Raw genomic sequence first — 16701 nt, forward strand, 5'->3', positions numbered from 1 at the left:
GGCTCAGGCCGGATAGATCGCGCCCAGCACCCGGTTGCCGCGTGCGCCGGTGACGCTGGCAAGGCTGCCCGGTGCGCGCAGCAGCGTTTGGCGTGCCAGCCAGGCGAAGGCTGAGGCTTCCACCTGTAGAGGCGGTAGCCCGTGAGCGGCCGAGGATTGCACCTGCATGGTGGGCAGTGCTGCCTGGATGCGCCGCATCAGCTGGCCGTTCAAGGCGCCGCCGCCGCATACGATCAACTGGTTGCTATTTTTTCCATAGCTACTTGCGCAGGTAGCGTTTGCGCTGGCGGTCAATTCGGTCAATGTAGCTTGTACGTCTACCGGGCTCAGCCCGGCAAATCCCTGGAGCTTGGCGGCCAGCCAACCGGGGTTGAACAGGTCGCGGCCCGTGCTCTTGGGCGGTGCCTTGCTCAGAAAGGGCTCGTCCAGCAAGGCGGCCAGCAAGTCCGGCTGCACGCTGCCGCTGGCGGCCCAGGCGCCGTCGGCATCGAAGGGCTGGCCGGTATGTTGCTGGCACCAGTAGTCCATCAGCGCATTGCCGGGTCCGCAGTCGAAGCCCAGGATCTGCTCGCCGTCCAGCACGCTGAGGTTGGAGATGCCACCGATGTTCAGCACCGCCACCGCTTCCTGTGCACGGCCGAACACCTGGTGGTGGAAGGCCGGCACCAAGGGGGCGCCCTGGCCGCCGGCGGCGATGTCGCGACTGCGGAAGTCCGCCACGACGGTGATGCCTGTGCGCTCGGCCAGCAGGGCTGGGTTGTTCAGTTGCAGGGTGTAGCCGGTGCCGTCAAATTCCTGCGGGCGGTGGCGTACGGTCTGGCCGTGAGCGCCAATGGCCTGGATGGACGCTGCAGCGGCTTGGCCACGGTCCAGCAACAGCTGGACAACCTTGGCATAGAGTTCGGCCAAGGCATTGGCGGCCAGGGCCGCGCGGTGCAGCTCGTTGTCGCCCGGTGAATTCAAGGTTAGTAGCCCGGCCCGGTGCGCATCGACAAAGGGCAGGCTGGCGTGCTGCAGCACCTGCATGCGGCCACCAGCAAAGTCAGCAAGTACACCGTCCACGCCGTCCAGCGAGGTGCCGGACATGAGGCCGATGTAGAGCTCGGACATTTTAGTCAGCGCTGGCCTGTTGCACGGCAGAGGCTGCGGACAGCTGCTGGCGCATGGTGGCAGCGAGTTTGTCAAACAAGGGCTTGGCCGCAGCGGACAGCGGTTGGCTTTCGCTTTGGCGGGCCACCGTCATCGGGTCCTGGTGCACGCCATCGACACGGAACTCGAAGTGCAGATGCGGGCCGGTGGCCCAGCCGGTGGCACCAATCGCGCCGATATGCTCGCCCTGGCTGATCTTTTGGCCCGCGCGCACATTGATCTGGCTCAGGTGGGCGTACAGGGTTTCGTTGTGGTTGTTGTGGCGGACGATGATCACGTTGCCGTAACCATTTTGCACACCCGCGAACTCCACCACCCCGTCACCCACGGTACGCACCGGCGTGCCAGTGGTACCCGCGTAGTCCACACCGAGGTGGGCTTTCCACAGCTTCAGAATGGGGTGGAAGCGCATGGAGAAGCCGCTGGTGATGCGGGAGAACTCTACCGGCGCAGTCAGGAAGGCACGGCGCAGGCTTTGGCCGTCCAGCGAGTAGTAGCTGCCCTTTTGACCGGGTTCGGCAAACCACATGGCCTGGTAGGTCTTGCCATTGCTGAAAAATTCAGCACTCAAAACGCGACCGGTGCGCAGCACCTGGCCGTCGGCTTCAACGGTTTCATAGACCACCGAGAAATGGTCGCCCTTGCGCAGCGCGCGGCGGAAGTCGATGTCGCCCGAGAAGATTTCGGCGACCTGGGTGGCGACGGCGTCGGGAATGCCGGCTTCGTCGGTGGCTGCAAACAGCGAGCTGCGAATCGTGCCGCCGGCCAGCCGGCTGGTGGTGTCCAGCTGGGCATCTTCCATGCGGGAGCGGAAGCCCTGGGCGGTCTTTTCAACCACCATGCGCTGGATGGCGCCGTCGTTGCCCGGGCTCCACAGCGCGCTGAGGGACAGTAAGGCTTGTTTGTCGGTTGCCTCGGCTTTGACGATGCGGCCGGCGCGGCCGAAGATGGCCTTGTTGGCCAGTGCATCGCTGCGCAGGAAGGCCACCGCGTCCGCGTCGGCGATGCCCAGGCGCTGCAGCAGCGACGCCGCAGTGTCGCTGGAGCGGGTGGTTTCCGTGCGGAACAGATTGAAGCTGTGCAGATCGAGTGCCGCAGCCTGCTCTTGCAAGGGCAGGGGTTGCACCGATTCCGTGATTTGCCGTACCGGCAGGTCAGCGGCGTCTGGGCCCAGGGAGGCGACGGCAAATGCGCCGCTGCCACCGCCTAAGAGTACGGCCGCCACCAGCGCGGTGATGCGCTTGGGGTGGCGTTGTACCAAAGACAAAAGCCTATCGCTGACGGTGTTGAGACCGTTGTTCAAAAGATTGAATTCCCAAAAAGAGGTTTGCTGCAGAGACGTGGAAAGCCCTGGAAGTTCAGTCAGGTCATGCGCAATGGCCGGTAGCAGGAAGCGGGCCTGCGAGCCGTGTATTGCGCCAGACCTGGGGTTTTGGGCGGCCTATCAGGCAACGCACCACTAAAATCAGGGGCTGCAGCGAATCCGCGAGTATAGCGGTGCCCACCCTGGGCGACAATGGATAAAGACCTGAAAAACCCTTATGAATCAAGCAGTAAGTCCCGTATCGGGCAGTAATTTCCCTGTAACCGACCGTGTTCGGGAGGCCATGGCCGTGTCATTGCGCGGCTGTGACGAGCTGATTCCGCAGGAAGACTGGCTGAAGAAGCTGGCACGTTCCGAGGCCACCGGCACGCCGCTGCGCATCAAGCTGGGCCTGGACCCGACGGCGCCCGACATCCATATCGGCCACACCGTGGTGCTGAACAAGATGCGCCAGCTGCAGGATCTGGGCCACACGGTGATCTTTCTGATTGGCGACTTCACTTCGCTGATCGGCGACCCCAGCGGGCGCAACAGCACCCGGCCACCGCTGACCCCCGAGCAAATCAAGATCAACGCCGAAACCTATTACAAGCAGGCCAGCCTGGTGCTGGACCCGGCCAAGACCGAGATCCGCTACAACAGCGAATGGAGCGAGCCCTTGGGCGCGCGCGGCATGATCCAACTGGCCTCGCGCTACACCGTGGCCCGCATGATGGAGCGCAACGACTTCCACGACCGCTTCCACGGCGGCCAGTCCATCGCGGTGCACGAGTTCTTGTACCCGCTGATGCAGGGCTACGACTCGGTGGCGCTCAAGTCCGACCTGGAACTCGGCGGTACCGACCAGAAGTTCAATCTGCTGATGGGCCGGCACCTGCAGGCCGAATACGGCCAGGAGCCGCAGTGCATCCTGACCATGCCGTTGCTGGAAGGCCTGGACGGCGTGGAGAAGATGTCCAAGTCCAAGAACAACTACATCGGCATCAGCGAAGAGCCCAATACCATGTTCGCCAAGGTGTTGAGCATCTCCGACGTGCTGATGTGGCGCTGGTACACCTTGCTGTCGTTCAAGAGCGAGGCCGAGATTGCTGCGCTCAAGGCGGAAGTGGAGGCCGGCCGTAACCCCAAGGACGCCAAGGTGGCGCTGGCCAAGGAAATCACCGCGCGCTTCCACAGTGCGGCCGCAGCCGATGCGGCCGAGCAAGACTTCAACAACCGCAGCAAGGGCGGCGTGCCGGACGACATCGCAGAGCTGAGCTTGCCCCTGGGCGAAGGCGGTGCGGCCGTGGGTATTGCCGCGCTGCTGAAGCTGGCTAACCTGGCGGCCAGCAGCGGCGAGGGCAATCGTCTGATCGACGGCGGCGGCGTGCGCGTGGACTCCAGCGTGGTCAGCGACAAGGGCTTGAAGTTGGGTGCCGGCACCTATGTGCTGCAGGTGGGAAAACGCAAGTTTGCCCGCGTGACGCTGGGCTAATACAGGCGTGAGGTCAGGGCGCTGGCGAGGCCAGCGGCTTGCCCTTTTCCACCACGTAGACACCGACCAGCTGCACCGGGTTGGCGGTGTCGTTCTCGGCGGCGTGCACCACGCCTGCGGGAATGACAAAGGATTCACCCGCCTTGATACGGCGCGGCGGCTGGCCGTCCACCAGCAAAACGGTTTCGCCGGACATCACATAGCTGATTTCATCGCCGGGGTGGGTGTGGCGGGCCGCCTTGCCGCCGGGGGCAATCTCCACACGCGCGACCACCGCCTCGCGCCCAGGCACCGACACGTCTTCCTTGCCAACGATGGTGCGTGTCAAACCACTCGTTTGCGCCTGGGCGGCAGCTGCCAGGCCCAGCAGGCCGACGACGAGGATGTAAATACCGTAGTTGCGCAAACGCATGGCGTGTCCTTTGAAAAATCGTGGCCTATCGTAGTGGTGTGGTCCAGGCCCATGCTCGGTGACAACCCTGAGCCTACTGACCGACAATCCCCGCATGAAAGCTGTTTTACAAAGAGTGCGGGAAGCCCGCGTGGTCATTGCGGACGAGGTGGTGGGCCAGATTGGTCCAGGCCTGCTGGTGCTGGTGTGTGCCGAGCGCGGCGATGTGCCAGCCCAGGCCGACAAGCTGCTGGCCAAGATTTTGAAGCTGCGCATCTTCAGCGATGCGGCGGGCAAGATGAACCTGAGCCTGCAGGACGTGGCGGGCGGGCTGCTGGTGGTCAGCCAGTTCACGCTGGCGGCCGATGCTTCGGCGGGCAACCGGCCCAGCTTTATCAGCGCAGCGCTACCCGAGGACGGGCGCCGGCTGTACGACTACTTTGTGGCCCAGGCCCGGCTGCTGCATGCGCCGGTGCAGACCGGGCAGTTCGGTGCCGACATGTTGGTGCATCTGGTGAATGACGGGCCGGTGACGATTCCGCTGCAGTTTTAATCCGCGAGCTTAGTCGGCATAAGGGTCGGCAATGCCCAACTCGGCCAGGATCTCGGTCTCGTAAGCTTCCATCTCGTTGGCATCTTCTTCGCTGGTTTCGTGGTCCCAGCCCTGGGCGTGCAGGGTGCCGTGCACCAGCAGATGGGCGTAATGGTCTTTCAGCGACTTGCCGTTTTCTGCGGCTTCGCGGGCCACCACCGGGGCGCACAGTACCAGGTCGGCGGTAACCACCGGTTCCTGCGTGTAGTCGAAGGTCAGCACATTGGTGGCGTAGTCCTTCTTGCGGTATTCGCGGTTCAGGGCCTGGCCTTCTTCGGCATCGACGATGCGCACGGTGATTTCGGCGTCCAGCGCCAACGCGTGGCGTATCCAGCGGGCCACGCTGTGGCGGGGCAGGGCGGCACGGTGCAGGGCCAGTTCTTCCTTGTTGGCCAGCTCACCAAATTGCAGCGAGAGTTGTAGGTTGTTCAGCATGTTTTTGGCCGCTGGCGCAGGTGTATTCTGCACAAGCAGCTATCTAATTTATAGCGTTAAACAGTTTTACGGGTACGCACGGCCAGGTCCGATTTGCCGCGCGTGTCGTAGGCGTCGACGATGCGCGCCACCAGCGGGTGGCGCACCACGTCGGCGCTGGTGAAGCGGGTGATGGCAATGCCCTTGGTACGGCGCAGCACCTGCTCGGCGTCGATTAGGCCGCTGAGCTGGGTTTTCGGTAGGTCGATCTGGCTGACGTCGCCGGTCACCACGGCCTTGGCGCCGAAGCCGATGCGGGTCAGAAACATCTTCATCTGCTCGGGCGTGGTGTTCTGCGCCTCGTCCAGGATCACAAAGGCGTTGTTCAGCGTGCGTCCACGCATGAAGGCCAGCGGCGCCACTTCCAGCGCGTTGCGCTCAAAGGCCTTTTGTACTTTCTCGGGCCCCATCAACTCGTACAGCGCGTCGTACAGCGGGCGCAGATAGGGGTCGATCTTCTGGTTCAGGTCGCCGGGCAGAAAGCCCAGGCGCTCGCCGGCTTCCACCGCCGGGCGGGTCAGCACGATGCGCTGTACCGCGCTGCGCTCCAGCGCGTCCACCGCGCAGGCCACGGCCAGGTAGGTCTTGCCGGTGCCGGCCGGGCCGATGCCGAAGGTGATGTCGTGCTGGGCGATGTTGTCCAGGTAGGTGGTCTGGTTCGGGGTGCGGGCGCGCAGGTCGGTGCGGCGGGTCTGCAGGCTGTGGCCGTCGGCGCCCAGGTCGGCATCGCTGGCCAGCATCAGCTGCACGGTGTCGGGCTTGATCGGGCGGCCCGCCTGTTCGTACAGGGCCTGCAGCAGCTCCAGCGCCTGGTTGGCGGTGGCTTTGGGGCCGTCGATCTTGAACTGTTCGTGCCGGTGGGCGATCTTGATCTGCAGCGCGTCTTCGATGGTGCGCAGATGCGCATCCATGGGGCCGCAGAGGTGGTCGAGCCGGGTGTTGTTGGGGGGCGAGAAGGTGTGGCGAACAATCATGGCTGTATTGTCGCCTGTACGCTGTGTTCAGGCGCTTGTCCTACGCGCAGGTGCGGGGGCGGCTTGTTAGGATGCGCTGCACACCATGGCCCAAGATTCACCGCCCCATATCGACAGCATCTCCCCTGCAGACAAGCCCGATGCGCTGACCGCCAGGCTGCTGGGCCGGTGGGCGGCGGCCGATCTGGCCGTGCCGGCGCAGTGGCGGGCCGCGACTTCGGCCTTGCAGGCACAGCCGCCGTCTGCGCACTGGGATCTGCAAAGCGTGGAGCGCTTGGACCATGTGGGTGCGCAATTGCTGTGGAACTACTGGGGCCGTCAGTGGCCAGCGCAGATCGACCTGCTGCCCGAGCAGCGCAGCCTGCTGGAGCGTGTCGCCAAATTCTCGTGTGAAGCGCCCCCCAGCCACGACGCGACCTGGGCGCAGTGTTTCGACGCGCTGGGCGCCTGGGTGCTGGCGGGCCTGGCGCAGGGGCTGGACTTGTTGCGCATGCTGGGGCAATTGGCGTTGGATCTGCTGCGCCTGGCGCGCCGCCCGCAGGCCGGGCCGTGGCGGGATGTTTCGGGCCATCTGTACCAAATGGGCACCATGGCCCTGCCCATCACCGCGCTGGTGGGCTTCTTGATTGGCGTGGTGCTGGCCTACCTGACATCGCAGCAGCTGCGCCAGTTCGGGGCCGAGGCTTTTATCGTCAACATCCTGGGCATGTCGGTGGTGCGCGAGCTGGGGCCGATGTTGGCCGCGATTCTGATCGCAGGGCGCTCCGGTTCGGCCATCACCGCGCAGATCGGCGTGATGCGCGTGACCGAAGAGCTGGATGCCATGCGCGTCATGGGTATCCCCCTGAGCTACCGGTTGGTGATGCCACGCGCCATGGCGCTGGCCATCGCCATGCCGCTTATCACTGTTTGGACTTCGCTGACCGCGTTGGCCGGGGGCATGCTGGCGGCGGACCTTTCGCTGGGCATCACGCCCGCATTTTTTTTGCAGGCCTTGCCCGATGCCGTTGGCGTGGCCAACCTGGGGCTGGCGGTGTTCAAGTCGGCCGTGTTCGGCCTGTTGATTGCGCTGGTGGGCTGCCACTGCGGCCTGCGCGTCAAACCCAATACCCAAAGCCTGGGGCAGGGCACGACGGCTTCGGTGGTGGCCTCAATCACTGTGGTGATTCTGGTCGATGCCTTGTTCGCCATCGTCTTTAAAAACGTGGGAGTCTGATATGGATGCAGACACCATCGTCGATATCCAAGGCCTGCAGACCGCATTTGGCAGCGGCAAGAAGCGGGTCGTCATCCACCAGGACCTGGCGCTGACCGTGCGGCGCGGCGAGATTTTGTCCCTGGTGGGTGGCTCGGGTACGGGCAAGACGGTGCTGCTGCGCCAGATGCTGGGGCTGGAGCAGCCCGCCCAGGGCCAGGTTACGGTGCTGGGCCAGCCCGCAGCCGAGCTGGGCCGGGCGGGTGCGGCCAGCCGGGTGGGCATGCTGTTCCAGCAGGGGGCGCTGTTTTCGGCCTTTACTGTGTTGGAAAACATTGGCTTTCCGCTGCGCGAACTCAAGACCTTGCCCGAAGCCTTGGTGCGCGACGCGGCCCTGGTCAAGCTGCAAATGGTCGGCCTGAGCCCGGCCGATGCCGACAAGATGCCAGCGGATTTGTCCGGCGGCATGGTCAAACGCGTGGCCCTGGCCCGCGCGCTGGTGATGGACCCGCCGTTGTTGCTGCTGGACGAACCCACCGCCGGGCTGGACCCGAATGGTGCGGACGAATTTGTGGCCCTGCTGCGTGCCCTGCACCAGGGCCTGGGCCTGACGGTGGTGATGGTCACCCACGACCTGGACACTCTGTTTGCGCTCAGCACCCGGGTGGCCGTGCTGGCCGAAAAAAAGGTGCTGGTGACGGGCACGCCCGCCGAAGTGGTGGCCTTCCCTCACCCGTTCATCGAACATTTCTTTCTGGGCGAACGCGGGCGGCGCGCTTTGGCGCCGCTACCCCCTTCACCCATTCCTTCAGGAGAGAGTCCCCATGGAAAATAAATCCCATGCGCTGGCGGCGGGCGCGTTTGTGCTGGCTGTCACCGCGCTGTTGGTGGCGCTGGCGGTGTGGCTCACGCGCGATGCGGGCAGCAGCCATCCGTATGAACTTTCGACGCGCGACCCTGTGACGGGCCTGCAGCCCCAGGCCGCCGTGCGCTACAAGGGTGTAGCCGTGGGCAAGGTGACCCATATCGGTTTCGACCCCGACGTGGTGGGCAATGTGCTGATACGTATCGCGGTGGACGACACCACGCCGCTATCACCCACCGCCTTTGCCAGCCTGAGCTACCAGGGCATCACCGGCCTGGCCTTTGTGCAGATCGACGACGCGGGCCAGGCCCAGACCCCGATTCCGCCCGGCCGCAGCGGTGTACCACGCTTGCCGCTGGAGACCTCGCAACTGGGCAAGCTGACCCAGCAGGTGCCACACATCCTGGAGCAGGTGGACCAGGCCACGCTGCGCCTGAACCAGTTGCTGAGCGATGAGAACCAGAAACTATTCACCGGCGTGCTGACCAATGCCGACCATGCCACCACTAGCCTGGCCCAGCTCAGCGCCCGGCTGGAGCAAACCGTCACCCAGCGGCTGGACCCAGCGCTGGCGCGCATCCCGGCGATTGCCGACGACACCCACCAGGCGATGCGCGCGCTGCAGACCGCCGCCAACACGGCTGACAGCAGCTTTGTCGCCATCGGGCAGACGGCTGCGAGGCTGAATGAAAAAGGCGGCGTGATGGACCGGCTGGCCGAAGGTTCGGGCGCGCTGTCGCACGCGGCGGACGCCTTGGGCAATGCCACCTTGCCGCGCATCAACCGGGTGGCCGATGACGCTTCCCGTGCGGCGCGGCAGCTGGGCCGTACTGTCAACGGCATCAGCGAGCAGCCGCAATCGCTGATCTTTGGCGGCGGCGCGGTCGTACCCGGCCCGGGCGAGCCCGGCTTTGTGGCCCCTGCCGCACAACCATGAAAACGGCTTACAAAGGATTTGCTATGAAAATAAGAGCTTCTGGCGCAGGTGGAATGTGCGCAAAGTGCCTATTTGGCTTGGTAATGGGCTCGGTGGTTTGGGCCCTGGCTGCCTGCTCGGCCTTGCCCGATAAACCCGTGCGTGCCACACAGTATGACTTCGGCCCAAGCACCACCACGGCCAACAGCCCGTTGGCCACGACCAGCTTGCCACCCCTGGCGTTTGCCGAGGTAGAGGCACCTGGGTTGATTGACGGTGGCACAGCCATCCTGTACCGGTTGGGCTATGCGGACGCGCAACAACTGCGCCCTTACACCCAGGCCCGCTGGAGCGTGCCGCCCGCGCAGCTGGTGGGCCAGCGGCTGCGTGATGTGCTGGGGCAGCGCCGGGCCGTGCTGGCTGCCAGCGACAGTGCTGCACTGGCACGAACCACTGGGCCGGCGCCGCGCTTGTTGCGCTTGGAGTTGCAGGAATTTACCCAGCTGTTCCAGTCGCCCACAGCCAGTACCGGCCTGGTGCGGCTGCGCGCCACGCTGGTGGAAAGTACGCCGCTGGGTGACAGCTTGCTGGCCCAGCGCACGTTCAGCTTGCAGCGCCCGGCCCCCAGCGCCGACGCACCCGGCGGGGTGCGGGCGCTGGCAGCGGCCACCGACGCCCTGGCGCAGGAGCTGGATGCCTGGCTGGAGACGGTGGGGCGTTGAGCCCCAGCCGAAGTGACTCAGGCCGCGATGGCCTGCAGGTCCGCTTTCACAGGTGCGGCTTTGCTGGTGCCGAAAGCGATTTCGCCAGACAACTGCCCACCTTCTTCCACCACCAGCTTGCCGTAGCGCACGGTGCCGGTGACCTTGCCGGTGGAGTAGATCACCAGCTTGTCGCGTACCGTCAGCACGCCGTCGAAGCTGCCATGGATTTCGGCAATATCGATGTCGGCAGCGCCCTTGAAGGCGCCGTCGGCGGTGATCTGCATCAGTCGGGAGTCCATGGTGGCTTCGACGATGCCTTCGACCACCAGGGTGTCGCAGTCGGTGATCTCCACACCCTTAAGCTTGATGTTCGGGCCCACGGTCAGGGTACTGCCGCCGGTCTTGGTGGCGGAATTGGTGCTGGTGGAGGTTGCGGGTGTAGAGGCTTGCATAGTGCTTACTTCGCTGGGGAGGGGGGTGGAGCTGGCTGACGATGTGCTGGTGGTGTTCAGTGGTTTGCCCAGGGGGGCTTGCTGTGCATGCGAGGGGCTGGGGCGCAGGCCCAAAACGGCCGGTTCACGCTTGCCAAAAAACGGGGCTTGCAGAGCCATGGTGGATTCCTCCCAAAAGAGACCAATGGTAGGAGCCGATCCCGTTACATGCCGGGCGAGGATGCAAGAGCTGTAAGAACGTGTGTGTGGCGCATTGGCGGTGCTCGTCGGGGACAATCGCGCTTTCACCATTCGGAAACCCCATGATCGGACGACTCCAAGGCCTGCTGGCCGCCAAGAACCCACCCCAGGTGCTGATCGACTGCCACGGTGTGGGCTATGACGTGGATGTGCCCATGAGCACCTTCTACAACCTGCCGGGCTTGGGCGATCAGGTCACGCTGCTGACGCATTTCGTGGTGCGTGAAGACGCGCAAATTCTGTACGGCTTTGCCACACCGGGCGAGCGCGACGCGTTTCGCCAGCTGATCAAGATCAGCGGCGTGGGACCGCGCACGGCCTTGAGCATTTTGTCCGGCATGGGGGTGGACGACCTGGCCCAGGCCATCACATTGCAAGAAGTAGGGCGGCTCAAGAAGGTGCCCGGCATCGGCCCCAAAACCGCCGAGCGCCTGCTGCTGGAGCTCAAGGGCAAGCTAGGCCCCGATATCGGCGTGCGCACCGGTGTGACCAGCGATGCGCAGGCCGACATCCTGCAGGCCCTGGTGGCCCTGGGCTATAGCGACAAGGAAGCGGCGCTGGCGCTGAAGGCCTTGCCGGCCGGCGTGGGCGTCAGCGAAGGTATCAAGCTGGCGCTGAAAGCGCTGGCCAAATAGGTCGTAAACAGGCTCTTACATGCCTTCCCGGACCACGCGCCCGTTCAGGGGCTGTACCGGGCGGTTGTTGCGCGGGTAGAGCTGGGCGAACAGGCGCAGCTGCTCGGGGCTGATTTGTATCGGCTGCTTCAACACCATCCACAGCACGTTTTCCGAGCAGGGTGGCGTGGTCAGCGAGCCTATGAACTGGTAGTAGCGCTGGTCTTGCGGCAGAAGCTCGTTTAGGTCCAGCAGGCCGGACGGCATGCGCACGCGGTCGCCCACGTCAAGCGGCATATAGGTCCAGACCTTGTTCACCATGGTGTTGGGCTGGCCTGGGTCCATCAGCACGGCGACGATGGCAATCTGCCCGTCGATGTTGCGGTGGATCAGGTGGGCCGCCATGGTGTAGGCCCGGTCGTTGATGCGCTCTTCGCTGGGGTGGTGGAACTGGATGTTGGTCAGCTTGTAGGTGGAGCCGCGCACGGTGAGGGTGTTGTCACCCACCACGTCCACTTGTATGGTGCGGCCGGTGTTGACCACCATGGCGCTACTGGGCTGGTAGTGGAACTGCAGCGGTTCGGCCGGGCCCTGCAAGGTGTTGCCGTCCTGGATGTGGATGGGCGACTGGCGCGTGCCGGTGGCGCACTGGCCGTATTCGGGCCGCAGCCGCGACCAGGCTTGTGGGCCAAATTCACCGTCGTAGGTCCAGCGGGTTTCGTCGCTGCGCGCCATGCCCAGGTTGTCACGGGACACCGTGGTGCGCGGTGGCAGGCCGGCCACTTGGGCCATGGCGGCTGCGCGGCTGTCCACCGGGTTGGGGATGGCACCATGGGCACGGGCGTAGGCGGCCGCTATGTCGGGCGGTGCCGAGGGCGTGCCGCGTGCGCCGGATTTTTTGGGCTCGGCCTCGATGGTCAGCGTGATCTTTGGCGGAGTCTTGGCGGTCTTGCCTTTTTTGCCTTTGGCTTGCTGGTTGCTGGCGTTGGCTTGCTCGACCAGTTCGCGTACCTGGTCGCCCATGGATTCCTTGCTGACGGTTTCCTTGGTCTTGCTGGTTTCGGCTGCCTTGCCTCCTTCTTGCGATGCCGGCTTGGCGGGCAGGGTGATCTTGCCGATGGAGGGGATTTTTTCCGCCGGCGCATCGGCCGCCCAGCCGCTGGCGCTGGCACACAGCAGCAGTCCCAGGGCACTGTGGCGAACGCCTTGCCAGCCAACAGACCAGTGTGCAGAAGGGGGGGAAGCAGAGGGTGTGGGCGTCATGGGCAATAGGCTTAAAAGAAACAAGCAAGGGTGTAACAGCTACCGCATTGCTATGTAAAGTGTTGCAGGGTCCACTATAGCCACAAGCCAGCCGTCTCCTCATTCAAAGCGGCGGCCCGTTTGCATACAGTCGGGCGCCAGGCGCTATAGTGGCCGCTCTGTTTTCAACCCTCTTCTGACCTGCCTGCCGTGTCCATCCAGACTGATGATTTCGCGCCGACGCCGCCCAAGCGCGTTGTCTCCGCCGTGCCCTCTTCGCCCCAGGAAGAGGCGATAGAACGCGCGCTGCGCCCCAAGCTGTTCGACGAATATGTGGGCCAGACCAAGGCGCGCGAGCAGCTGGAGATCTTCATCGGCGCGGCCAAAAAACGCAGCGAGGCGCTGGACCACGTGCTGCTGTTCGGCCCGCCCGGCCTGGGCAAGACCACGCTGAGCCACATCATTGCCCACGAGCTGGGCGTGAATATGCGCCAGACCAGCGGCCCGGTGCTGGAAAAGCCCAAGGACCTGGCTGCGCTGCTGACCAATCTGGAAAAGAACGACGTCCTGTTTATCGATGAAATCCACCGCCTCAGCCCGGTGGTGGAAGAAATCCTGTACCCCGCGCTGGAGGACTACCAGATCGACATCATGATCGGCGAAGGCCCGGCGGCGCGCAGCATCAAGCTGGACCTGCAACCTTTCACCCTGGTCGGCGCCACCACCCGCGCCGGCATGCTGACCAACCCGCTGCGCGACCGCTTCGGCATCGTGGCGCGGCTGGAGTTCTATACGCCGGACGAATTGGCGCGCATTGTGAAGCGCAGCGCCGGTCTGCTGAATGCGCCGATGGAGGCCGACGGTGGCTTTGAGATCGCACGCCGCTCGCGCGGCACACCGCGTATCGCCAACCGCCTGCTGCGCCGGGTGCGCGACTACGCCGATGTGAAGGGTAACGGCACCATCACGCTGGACATCGCCAACCGCGCGCTGGCCATGCTGGATGTGGACCCGCAGGGCTTCGACCTGATGGACCGCAAGCTGCTGGAGGCGGTGATCCACCGCTTTGATGGCGGCCCGGTGGGGCTGGATAACATCGCCGCCAGCATCGGCGAGGAGCGCGACACCATTGAAGATGTGATCGAGCCCTATCTGATACAGCAGGGCTTTCTGCAGCGCACGCCGCGTGGCCGCATCGCCACGCTGGCCGCCTACCGCCACCTGGGCGTGAACCCGCCGCAGGCCGAGGGCGGGCTGTTTGCCGCGGAGTAAGGAAAAATTCGGGCTTGCTATTTAATTGGTAGCTGCCTGTGCAGGTGCTATCTGCGCAAACAGTTGATTTGGATGTAAACGTGACGGCGCTGCCGGCCTACTTCACGCCACGCAGGTCGCGCCATTGCGCCCGCACAAACCAGGCGCATACCACGGCCAGTGCCAGGAAGAACCCCTGCTGGCCCCAGTTCAGCGCCGGAAATTTCAGCAGGCCTATGAGCACAAACAGGATGCTGATGGCGCACAGCAGGCCCGACAGCAGCAGCCAGACCAGTGCCAGTGCGCGTTCCACGCCGGTTTTTACGGTGCCCAGCGCGGTTTGCGTTTGCTGCCAGGCATCGGCCGCGTCTTCCAACGGGCCTCGTTGCTGTTGGTCCAGCGCTTCGGCAATCGAGTGGTTTTGTACCAGTGCCGCAAAGTCGCCCTGGCGGGGCCGCGCAGCACGCTTGCGCCACCAAAAAAACACAAACAGCAACACAATGGCTGCAACGAAGAGGCCGGCGTACAGTAATTGCTCCTGCCACGAGTATTCGCTTGCGTGCATCAAGTAATGAAGCATGGTCTGTTCCTCAAGCGCTGGTTTCGTCCAGTGCGGTGTCGGCTTCCAGGTGCTGGGTATCGGCCCAGCCCACCAGGTTCAGGCCTTGCGGGGTCCACAGCAGGCGGTTGATGGCGGCATTGCCCAGGTTCCAGGTACGCGGTGCTTGCAGGCCCTGGCCGGTGGCGGCGCGGTACAGCACATCCATCACGCCGCCATGGGCCACCAGGGTGATCAGCTCGCCGGGGTGGCGCGCTGCCAGCAGGTCTACGCAGGCCAGTATCCGGTCGCGGAATCGGATCAATGATTCGCCACCTTCAGGGGGGCTGAAGTCGGGGTCGCGCTTGCGCCAGCGCAGTGCCAGTTCGGGTTGGGTGGCCTCAATCTCCGCGAAGGTGTGACCCTGGAAGGCGCCAAAGTCACGTTCCCGCAAGCCTGGCGCCTTGGCGATGTCCACGCCCAGTGCGTTGGCGACAGCTTGCGCCGTTTCATAAGCCCGCAGCAGGTCGCTGGCATAGATGGCGGTGATGGGTTCTTCGACCAGGGCCTGGGCGGCCCGCTGTGCTTGCCAGCGGCCCGTGGCGTTCAGCGGGATGTCCAGGTGGCCCTGGATGCGGGTGTCTACGTTCCAGGCGGTTTCACCATGGCGGATGGCGATGATGCGGGTGGCGTTCATAGGTGTTCTTAGTGTTGCGGTGGCTGTATGCTGATCGTGCGCAGGCCCGCTGGCGGGTTGGGGAAGCCTTGCAGGGCGGCCTGGAACATGGCCGGCAGCACGTCTTCAATGCGGCCGCCAAAACCTTCGTGCACGGCCCGGCTTTCAAAGACTACCTGGCCGCCGTCCACGGCGCGCAAGACTAGCTTGAGCTGGTGCTGGTAGCGGGTGGGTTCGGGCATCCAGAGCTGTGGGCGCCCCGGCCAGCCCCAGCGGCCCGGGCCATACCAGAGGGGACCTGGGCCCCAGCGCCCGGTATCCGGGTAGATGACCAGGGTCTGGATGCCTAGCTCCACGTTGAAGCGCGGCGTCGGGCCCGGTACCAGGCCCACCTGGGCCAGGGCGGGTGTCGCGATGGCTTCGAGTGCGTTCTGCGTTGCGGCGTCGGCCTGTTGCGAGGGCAGGCGGTCAAAGCGGATGGTGGTGCCGGGGGCGACCGCACCCAGGGTGGAGAAGCTTTGCACATCGCTGTCCACGCGCCACATGGAGGCACAGCCGGACAGCCACACGCAGCTTGCGAGCAGCAGGGTGGACCAGCGTGCCATGGCTATATCTCCTAGAGCTGTACGACCTGCAGGCCGGGTAGGCCGGCGGGCGGGAAGCTGGGTGCGTCAAATGCCTGGTCGCCGTCCTCCGAGGCCACGCCCGTGGGGCGCAGGCCCTTGAAGTCGTAACGGCTGCCGTCCATCAGATGCGAGGGCACGACGTTTTGCAGCGCGCTGAACATGCTTTCGATGCGGCCGGGGAACTTCTTTTCCCATTCCTGCAGCATCTGCGAGATCTGCTTGCGCTGCAGGTTTTCCTGGCTGCCACACAGGGTGCAGGGGATGATGGGGAATTGCTTGTGGGCGGCCCAGCGCACCAGGTCTTTTTCGGTCACGTAGGCCAGCGGGCGGATGACGATGTGCTTGCCGTCGTCGCTGACCAGCTTGGGCGGCATGCCCTTGAGCTTGCCGCCGAAGAACATGTTCAAAAAGAAGGTCTGCAGCATGTCGTCACGGTGGTGGCCCAGCGCGATTTTGGTGGCGCCCAGCTCGTCGGCCACGCGGTACAGAATGCCACGGCGCAACCGGCTGCACAGGCCGCAGGTGGTTTTGCCCTCGGGGATCACGCGCTTGACGATGCTGTAGGTGTCCTGGTTCTCGATGTGGAAGGGCACGCCCAGCGCGGTCAGGTAGCGGGGCAGCACGTCCTCAGGGAAGCCGGGCTGCTTCTGGTCCAGGTTGACGGCAATGATGTCGAACTGGATGGGCGCGCGGGCCTTCAGTTTGAGCAGGATGTCCAGCATGGCGTAGCTGTCCTTGCCGCCGCTCACGCAGACCATGACCTTGTCGCCCTCTTCGACCATGTTGTAGTCGACGATGGCTTTGCCCATTTCGCGGCACAGGCGTTTTTCGAGCTTGTGCGTTTCGCGCTCGATCTTGAAGTCAGTGGCGGTGGGGGTGACGGGGGCGGCCTCGTCGGCGGTCCATACGGCGCTCATAAAGGGGGCAATCTTGGCTGGGAAAACCCCGATTATCCCGTGCCGCGCCTTTATGCGGTCAAAACAGGGCTTTCTTACGCCGTGTTT

The 16701-nt window shown here is 64.5% G+C and carries 19 protein-coding genes; 8 read left to right on the plus strand and 11 right to left on the minus strand.

Annotation, left to right across the window (positions count from 1 at the left end; translation table 11 throughout):
* Positions 1-3 precede the first annotated feature (3 nt).
* Both AC07R0_RS03425 and AC07R0_RS03430 read right to left on the minus strand, forming a co-directional pair.
* Positions 4-1110, minus strand: a complete 1107-nt coding sequence (locus AC07R0_RS03425; RefSeq protein WP_495103806.1) for an anhydro-N-acetylmuramic acid kinase — start codon at positions 1108-1110, stop codon at positions 4-6.
* Position 1111: 1 nt separating this feature from the next.
* Positions 1112-2452: a M23 family metallopeptidase gene (locus AC07R0_RS03430; RefSeq protein ID WP_495103807.1), complete on the minus strand. Its 1341-nt coding sequence runs from the start codon at positions 2450-2452 to the stop codon at positions 1112-1114.
* A 238-nt stretch (positions 2453-2690) separates the two neighbouring features.
* Here AC07R0_RS03430 and tyrS point away from each other — a divergent pair, with 238 nt between their 5' ends.
* The gene (gene tyrS, locus AC07R0_RS03435; RefSeq protein ID WP_495103808.1) at positions 2691-3947 is read left to right on the plus strand and encodes a tyrosine--tRNA ligase; all 1257 of its coding nucleotides are present in this window, start codon (positions 2691-2693) and stop codon (positions 3945-3947) included.
* A 13-nt stretch (positions 3948-3960) separates the two neighbouring features.
* On the opposite strand, the gene AC07R0_RS03440 is transcribed toward tyrS, so the two are convergent.
* Entirely contained in the window at positions 3961-4359 is a 399-nt protein-coding gene (locus tag AC07R0_RS03440; RefSeq protein ID WP_495103809.1) for a cupin domain-containing protein, read from the minus strand.
* A 94-nt stretch (positions 4360-4453) separates the two neighbouring features.
* On the opposite strand from AC07R0_RS03440, the gene dtd reads away from it, so the two are divergent.
* Positions 4454-4891, plus strand: coding sequence for a D-aminoacyl-tRNA deacylase (gene dtd, locus AC07R0_RS03445; RefSeq protein ID WP_490590964.1), 438 nt, complete (start codon positions 4454-4456; stop codon positions 4889-4891).
* Positions 4892-4900: 9 nt separating this feature from the next.
* Here the strand turns inward: dtd and ybeY are convergent, their stop codons facing one another.
* Together ybeY and AC07R0_RS03455 are read right to left on the minus strand one after the other, a co-directional pair.
* On the minus strand, positions 4901-5365 hold the full coding sequence (gene ybeY, locus AC07R0_RS03450; RefSeq protein ID WP_495096991.1) for an rRNA maturation RNase YbeY: 465 nt from the start codon (positions 5363-5365) through the stop codon (positions 4901-4903).
* Between the two features lie 56 nt (positions 5366-5421).
* Complete coding sequence (locus AC07R0_RS03455) at positions 5422-6378, minus strand: PhoH family protein (RefSeq protein WP_495103810.1); 957 nt, start codon at positions 6376-6378, stop codon at positions 5422-5424.
* 85 nt (positions 6379-6463) lie between these two features.
* Here AC07R0_RS03455 and AC07R0_RS03460 point away from each other — a divergent pair, with 85 nt between their 5' ends.
* The 4 genes from AC07R0_RS03460 to AC07R0_RS03475 all read left to right on the plus strand — a co-directional run bounded on the left by AC07R0_RS03460 (position 6464) and on the right by AC07R0_RS03475 (position 10076).
* Positions 6464-7594, plus strand: coding sequence for an MlaE family ABC transporter permease (locus tag AC07R0_RS03460; protein WP_495103811.1), 1131 nt, complete (start codon positions 6464-6466; stop codon positions 7592-7594).
* Between the two features lies 1 nt (position 7595).
* Complete coding sequence (locus tag AC07R0_RS03465; protein ID WP_495103812.1) at positions 7596-8408, plus strand: ABC transporter ATP-binding protein; 813 nt, start codon at positions 7596-7598, stop codon at positions 8406-8408.
* Positions 8398-9375, plus strand: coding sequence for an MlaD family protein (locus AC07R0_RS03470; RefSeq protein ID WP_495073901.1), 978 nt, complete (start codon positions 8398-8400; stop codon positions 9373-9375). Before AC07R0_RS03465 ends, AC07R0_RS03470 begins: the two co-directional genes overlap by 11 nt.
* A gap of 83 nt (positions 9376-9458) precedes the next feature.
* A complete protein-coding gene (locus AC07R0_RS03475; protein WP_495073900.1) occupies positions 9459-10076 on the plus strand; it encodes an ABC-type transport auxiliary lipoprotein family protein in 618 nt (205 codons plus the stop codon).
* A gap of 17 nt (positions 10077-10093) precedes the next feature.
* Here the strand turns inward: AC07R0_RS03475 and AC07R0_RS03480 are convergent, their stop codons facing one another.
* Positions 10094-10669, minus strand: coding sequence for a bactofilin family protein (locus AC07R0_RS03480; protein ID WP_495096997.1), 576 nt, complete (start codon positions 10667-10669; stop codon positions 10094-10096).
* A 143-nt stretch (positions 10670-10812) separates the two neighbouring features.
* Between AC07R0_RS03480 and ruvA the strand changes: the two genes are divergently transcribed.
* Positions 10813-11385, plus strand: coding sequence for a Holliday junction branch migration protein RuvA (gene ruvA / locus AC07R0_RS03485; RefSeq protein WP_495103813.1), 573 nt, complete (start codon positions 10813-10815; stop codon positions 11383-11385).
* A 15-nt stretch (positions 11386-11400) separates the two neighbouring features.
* Here ruvA and AC07R0_RS03490 read toward each other — a convergent pair whose 3' ends face one another.
* Complete coding sequence (locus tag AC07R0_RS03490) at positions 11401-12627, minus strand: carbonic anhydrase (protein ID WP_495096998.1); 1227 nt, start codon at positions 12625-12627, stop codon at positions 11401-11403.
* Between the two features lie 189 nt (positions 12628-12816).
* Between AC07R0_RS03490 and ruvB the strand changes: the two genes are divergently transcribed.
* Entirely contained in the window at positions 12817-13878 is a 1062-nt protein-coding gene (gene ruvB / locus AC07R0_RS03495) for a Holliday junction branch migration DNA helicase RuvB (RefSeq protein ID WP_495073897.1), read from the plus strand.
* A gap of 97 nt (positions 13879-13975) precedes the next feature.
* On the opposite strand, the gene AC07R0_RS03500 is transcribed toward ruvB, so the two are convergent.
* From AC07R0_RS03500 to ttcA, 4 genes are read right to left on the minus strand one after another with little or no spacing between them, the layout of a single operon-like run.
* On the minus strand, positions 13976-14437 hold the full coding sequence (locus AC07R0_RS03500) for a hypothetical protein (protein ID WP_495103814.1): 462 nt from the start codon (positions 14435-14437) through the stop codon (positions 13976-13978).
* A 10-nt stretch (positions 14438-14447) separates the two neighbouring features.
* On the minus strand, positions 14448-15092 hold the full coding sequence (locus AC07R0_RS03505; RefSeq protein ID WP_495097001.1) for a histidine phosphatase family protein: 645 nt from the start codon (positions 15090-15092) through the stop codon (positions 14448-14450).
* Between the two features lie 8 nt (positions 15093-15100).
* On the minus strand, positions 15101-15676 hold the full coding sequence (locus AC07R0_RS03510; protein WP_495103815.1) for a DUF4136 domain-containing protein: 576 nt from the start codon (positions 15674-15676) through the stop codon (positions 15101-15103).
* A gap of 11 nt (positions 15677-15687) precedes the next feature.
* Positions 15688-16614, minus strand: coding sequence for a tRNA 2-thiocytidine(32) synthetase TtcA (gene ttcA, locus AC07R0_RS03515; protein WP_495073893.1), 927 nt, complete (start codon positions 16612-16614; stop codon positions 15688-15690).
* Positions 16615-16701: the final 87 nt, after the last annotated feature.

It is taken from the genome of Rhodoferax sp. GW821-FHT07F03, assembly GCF_059418745.1.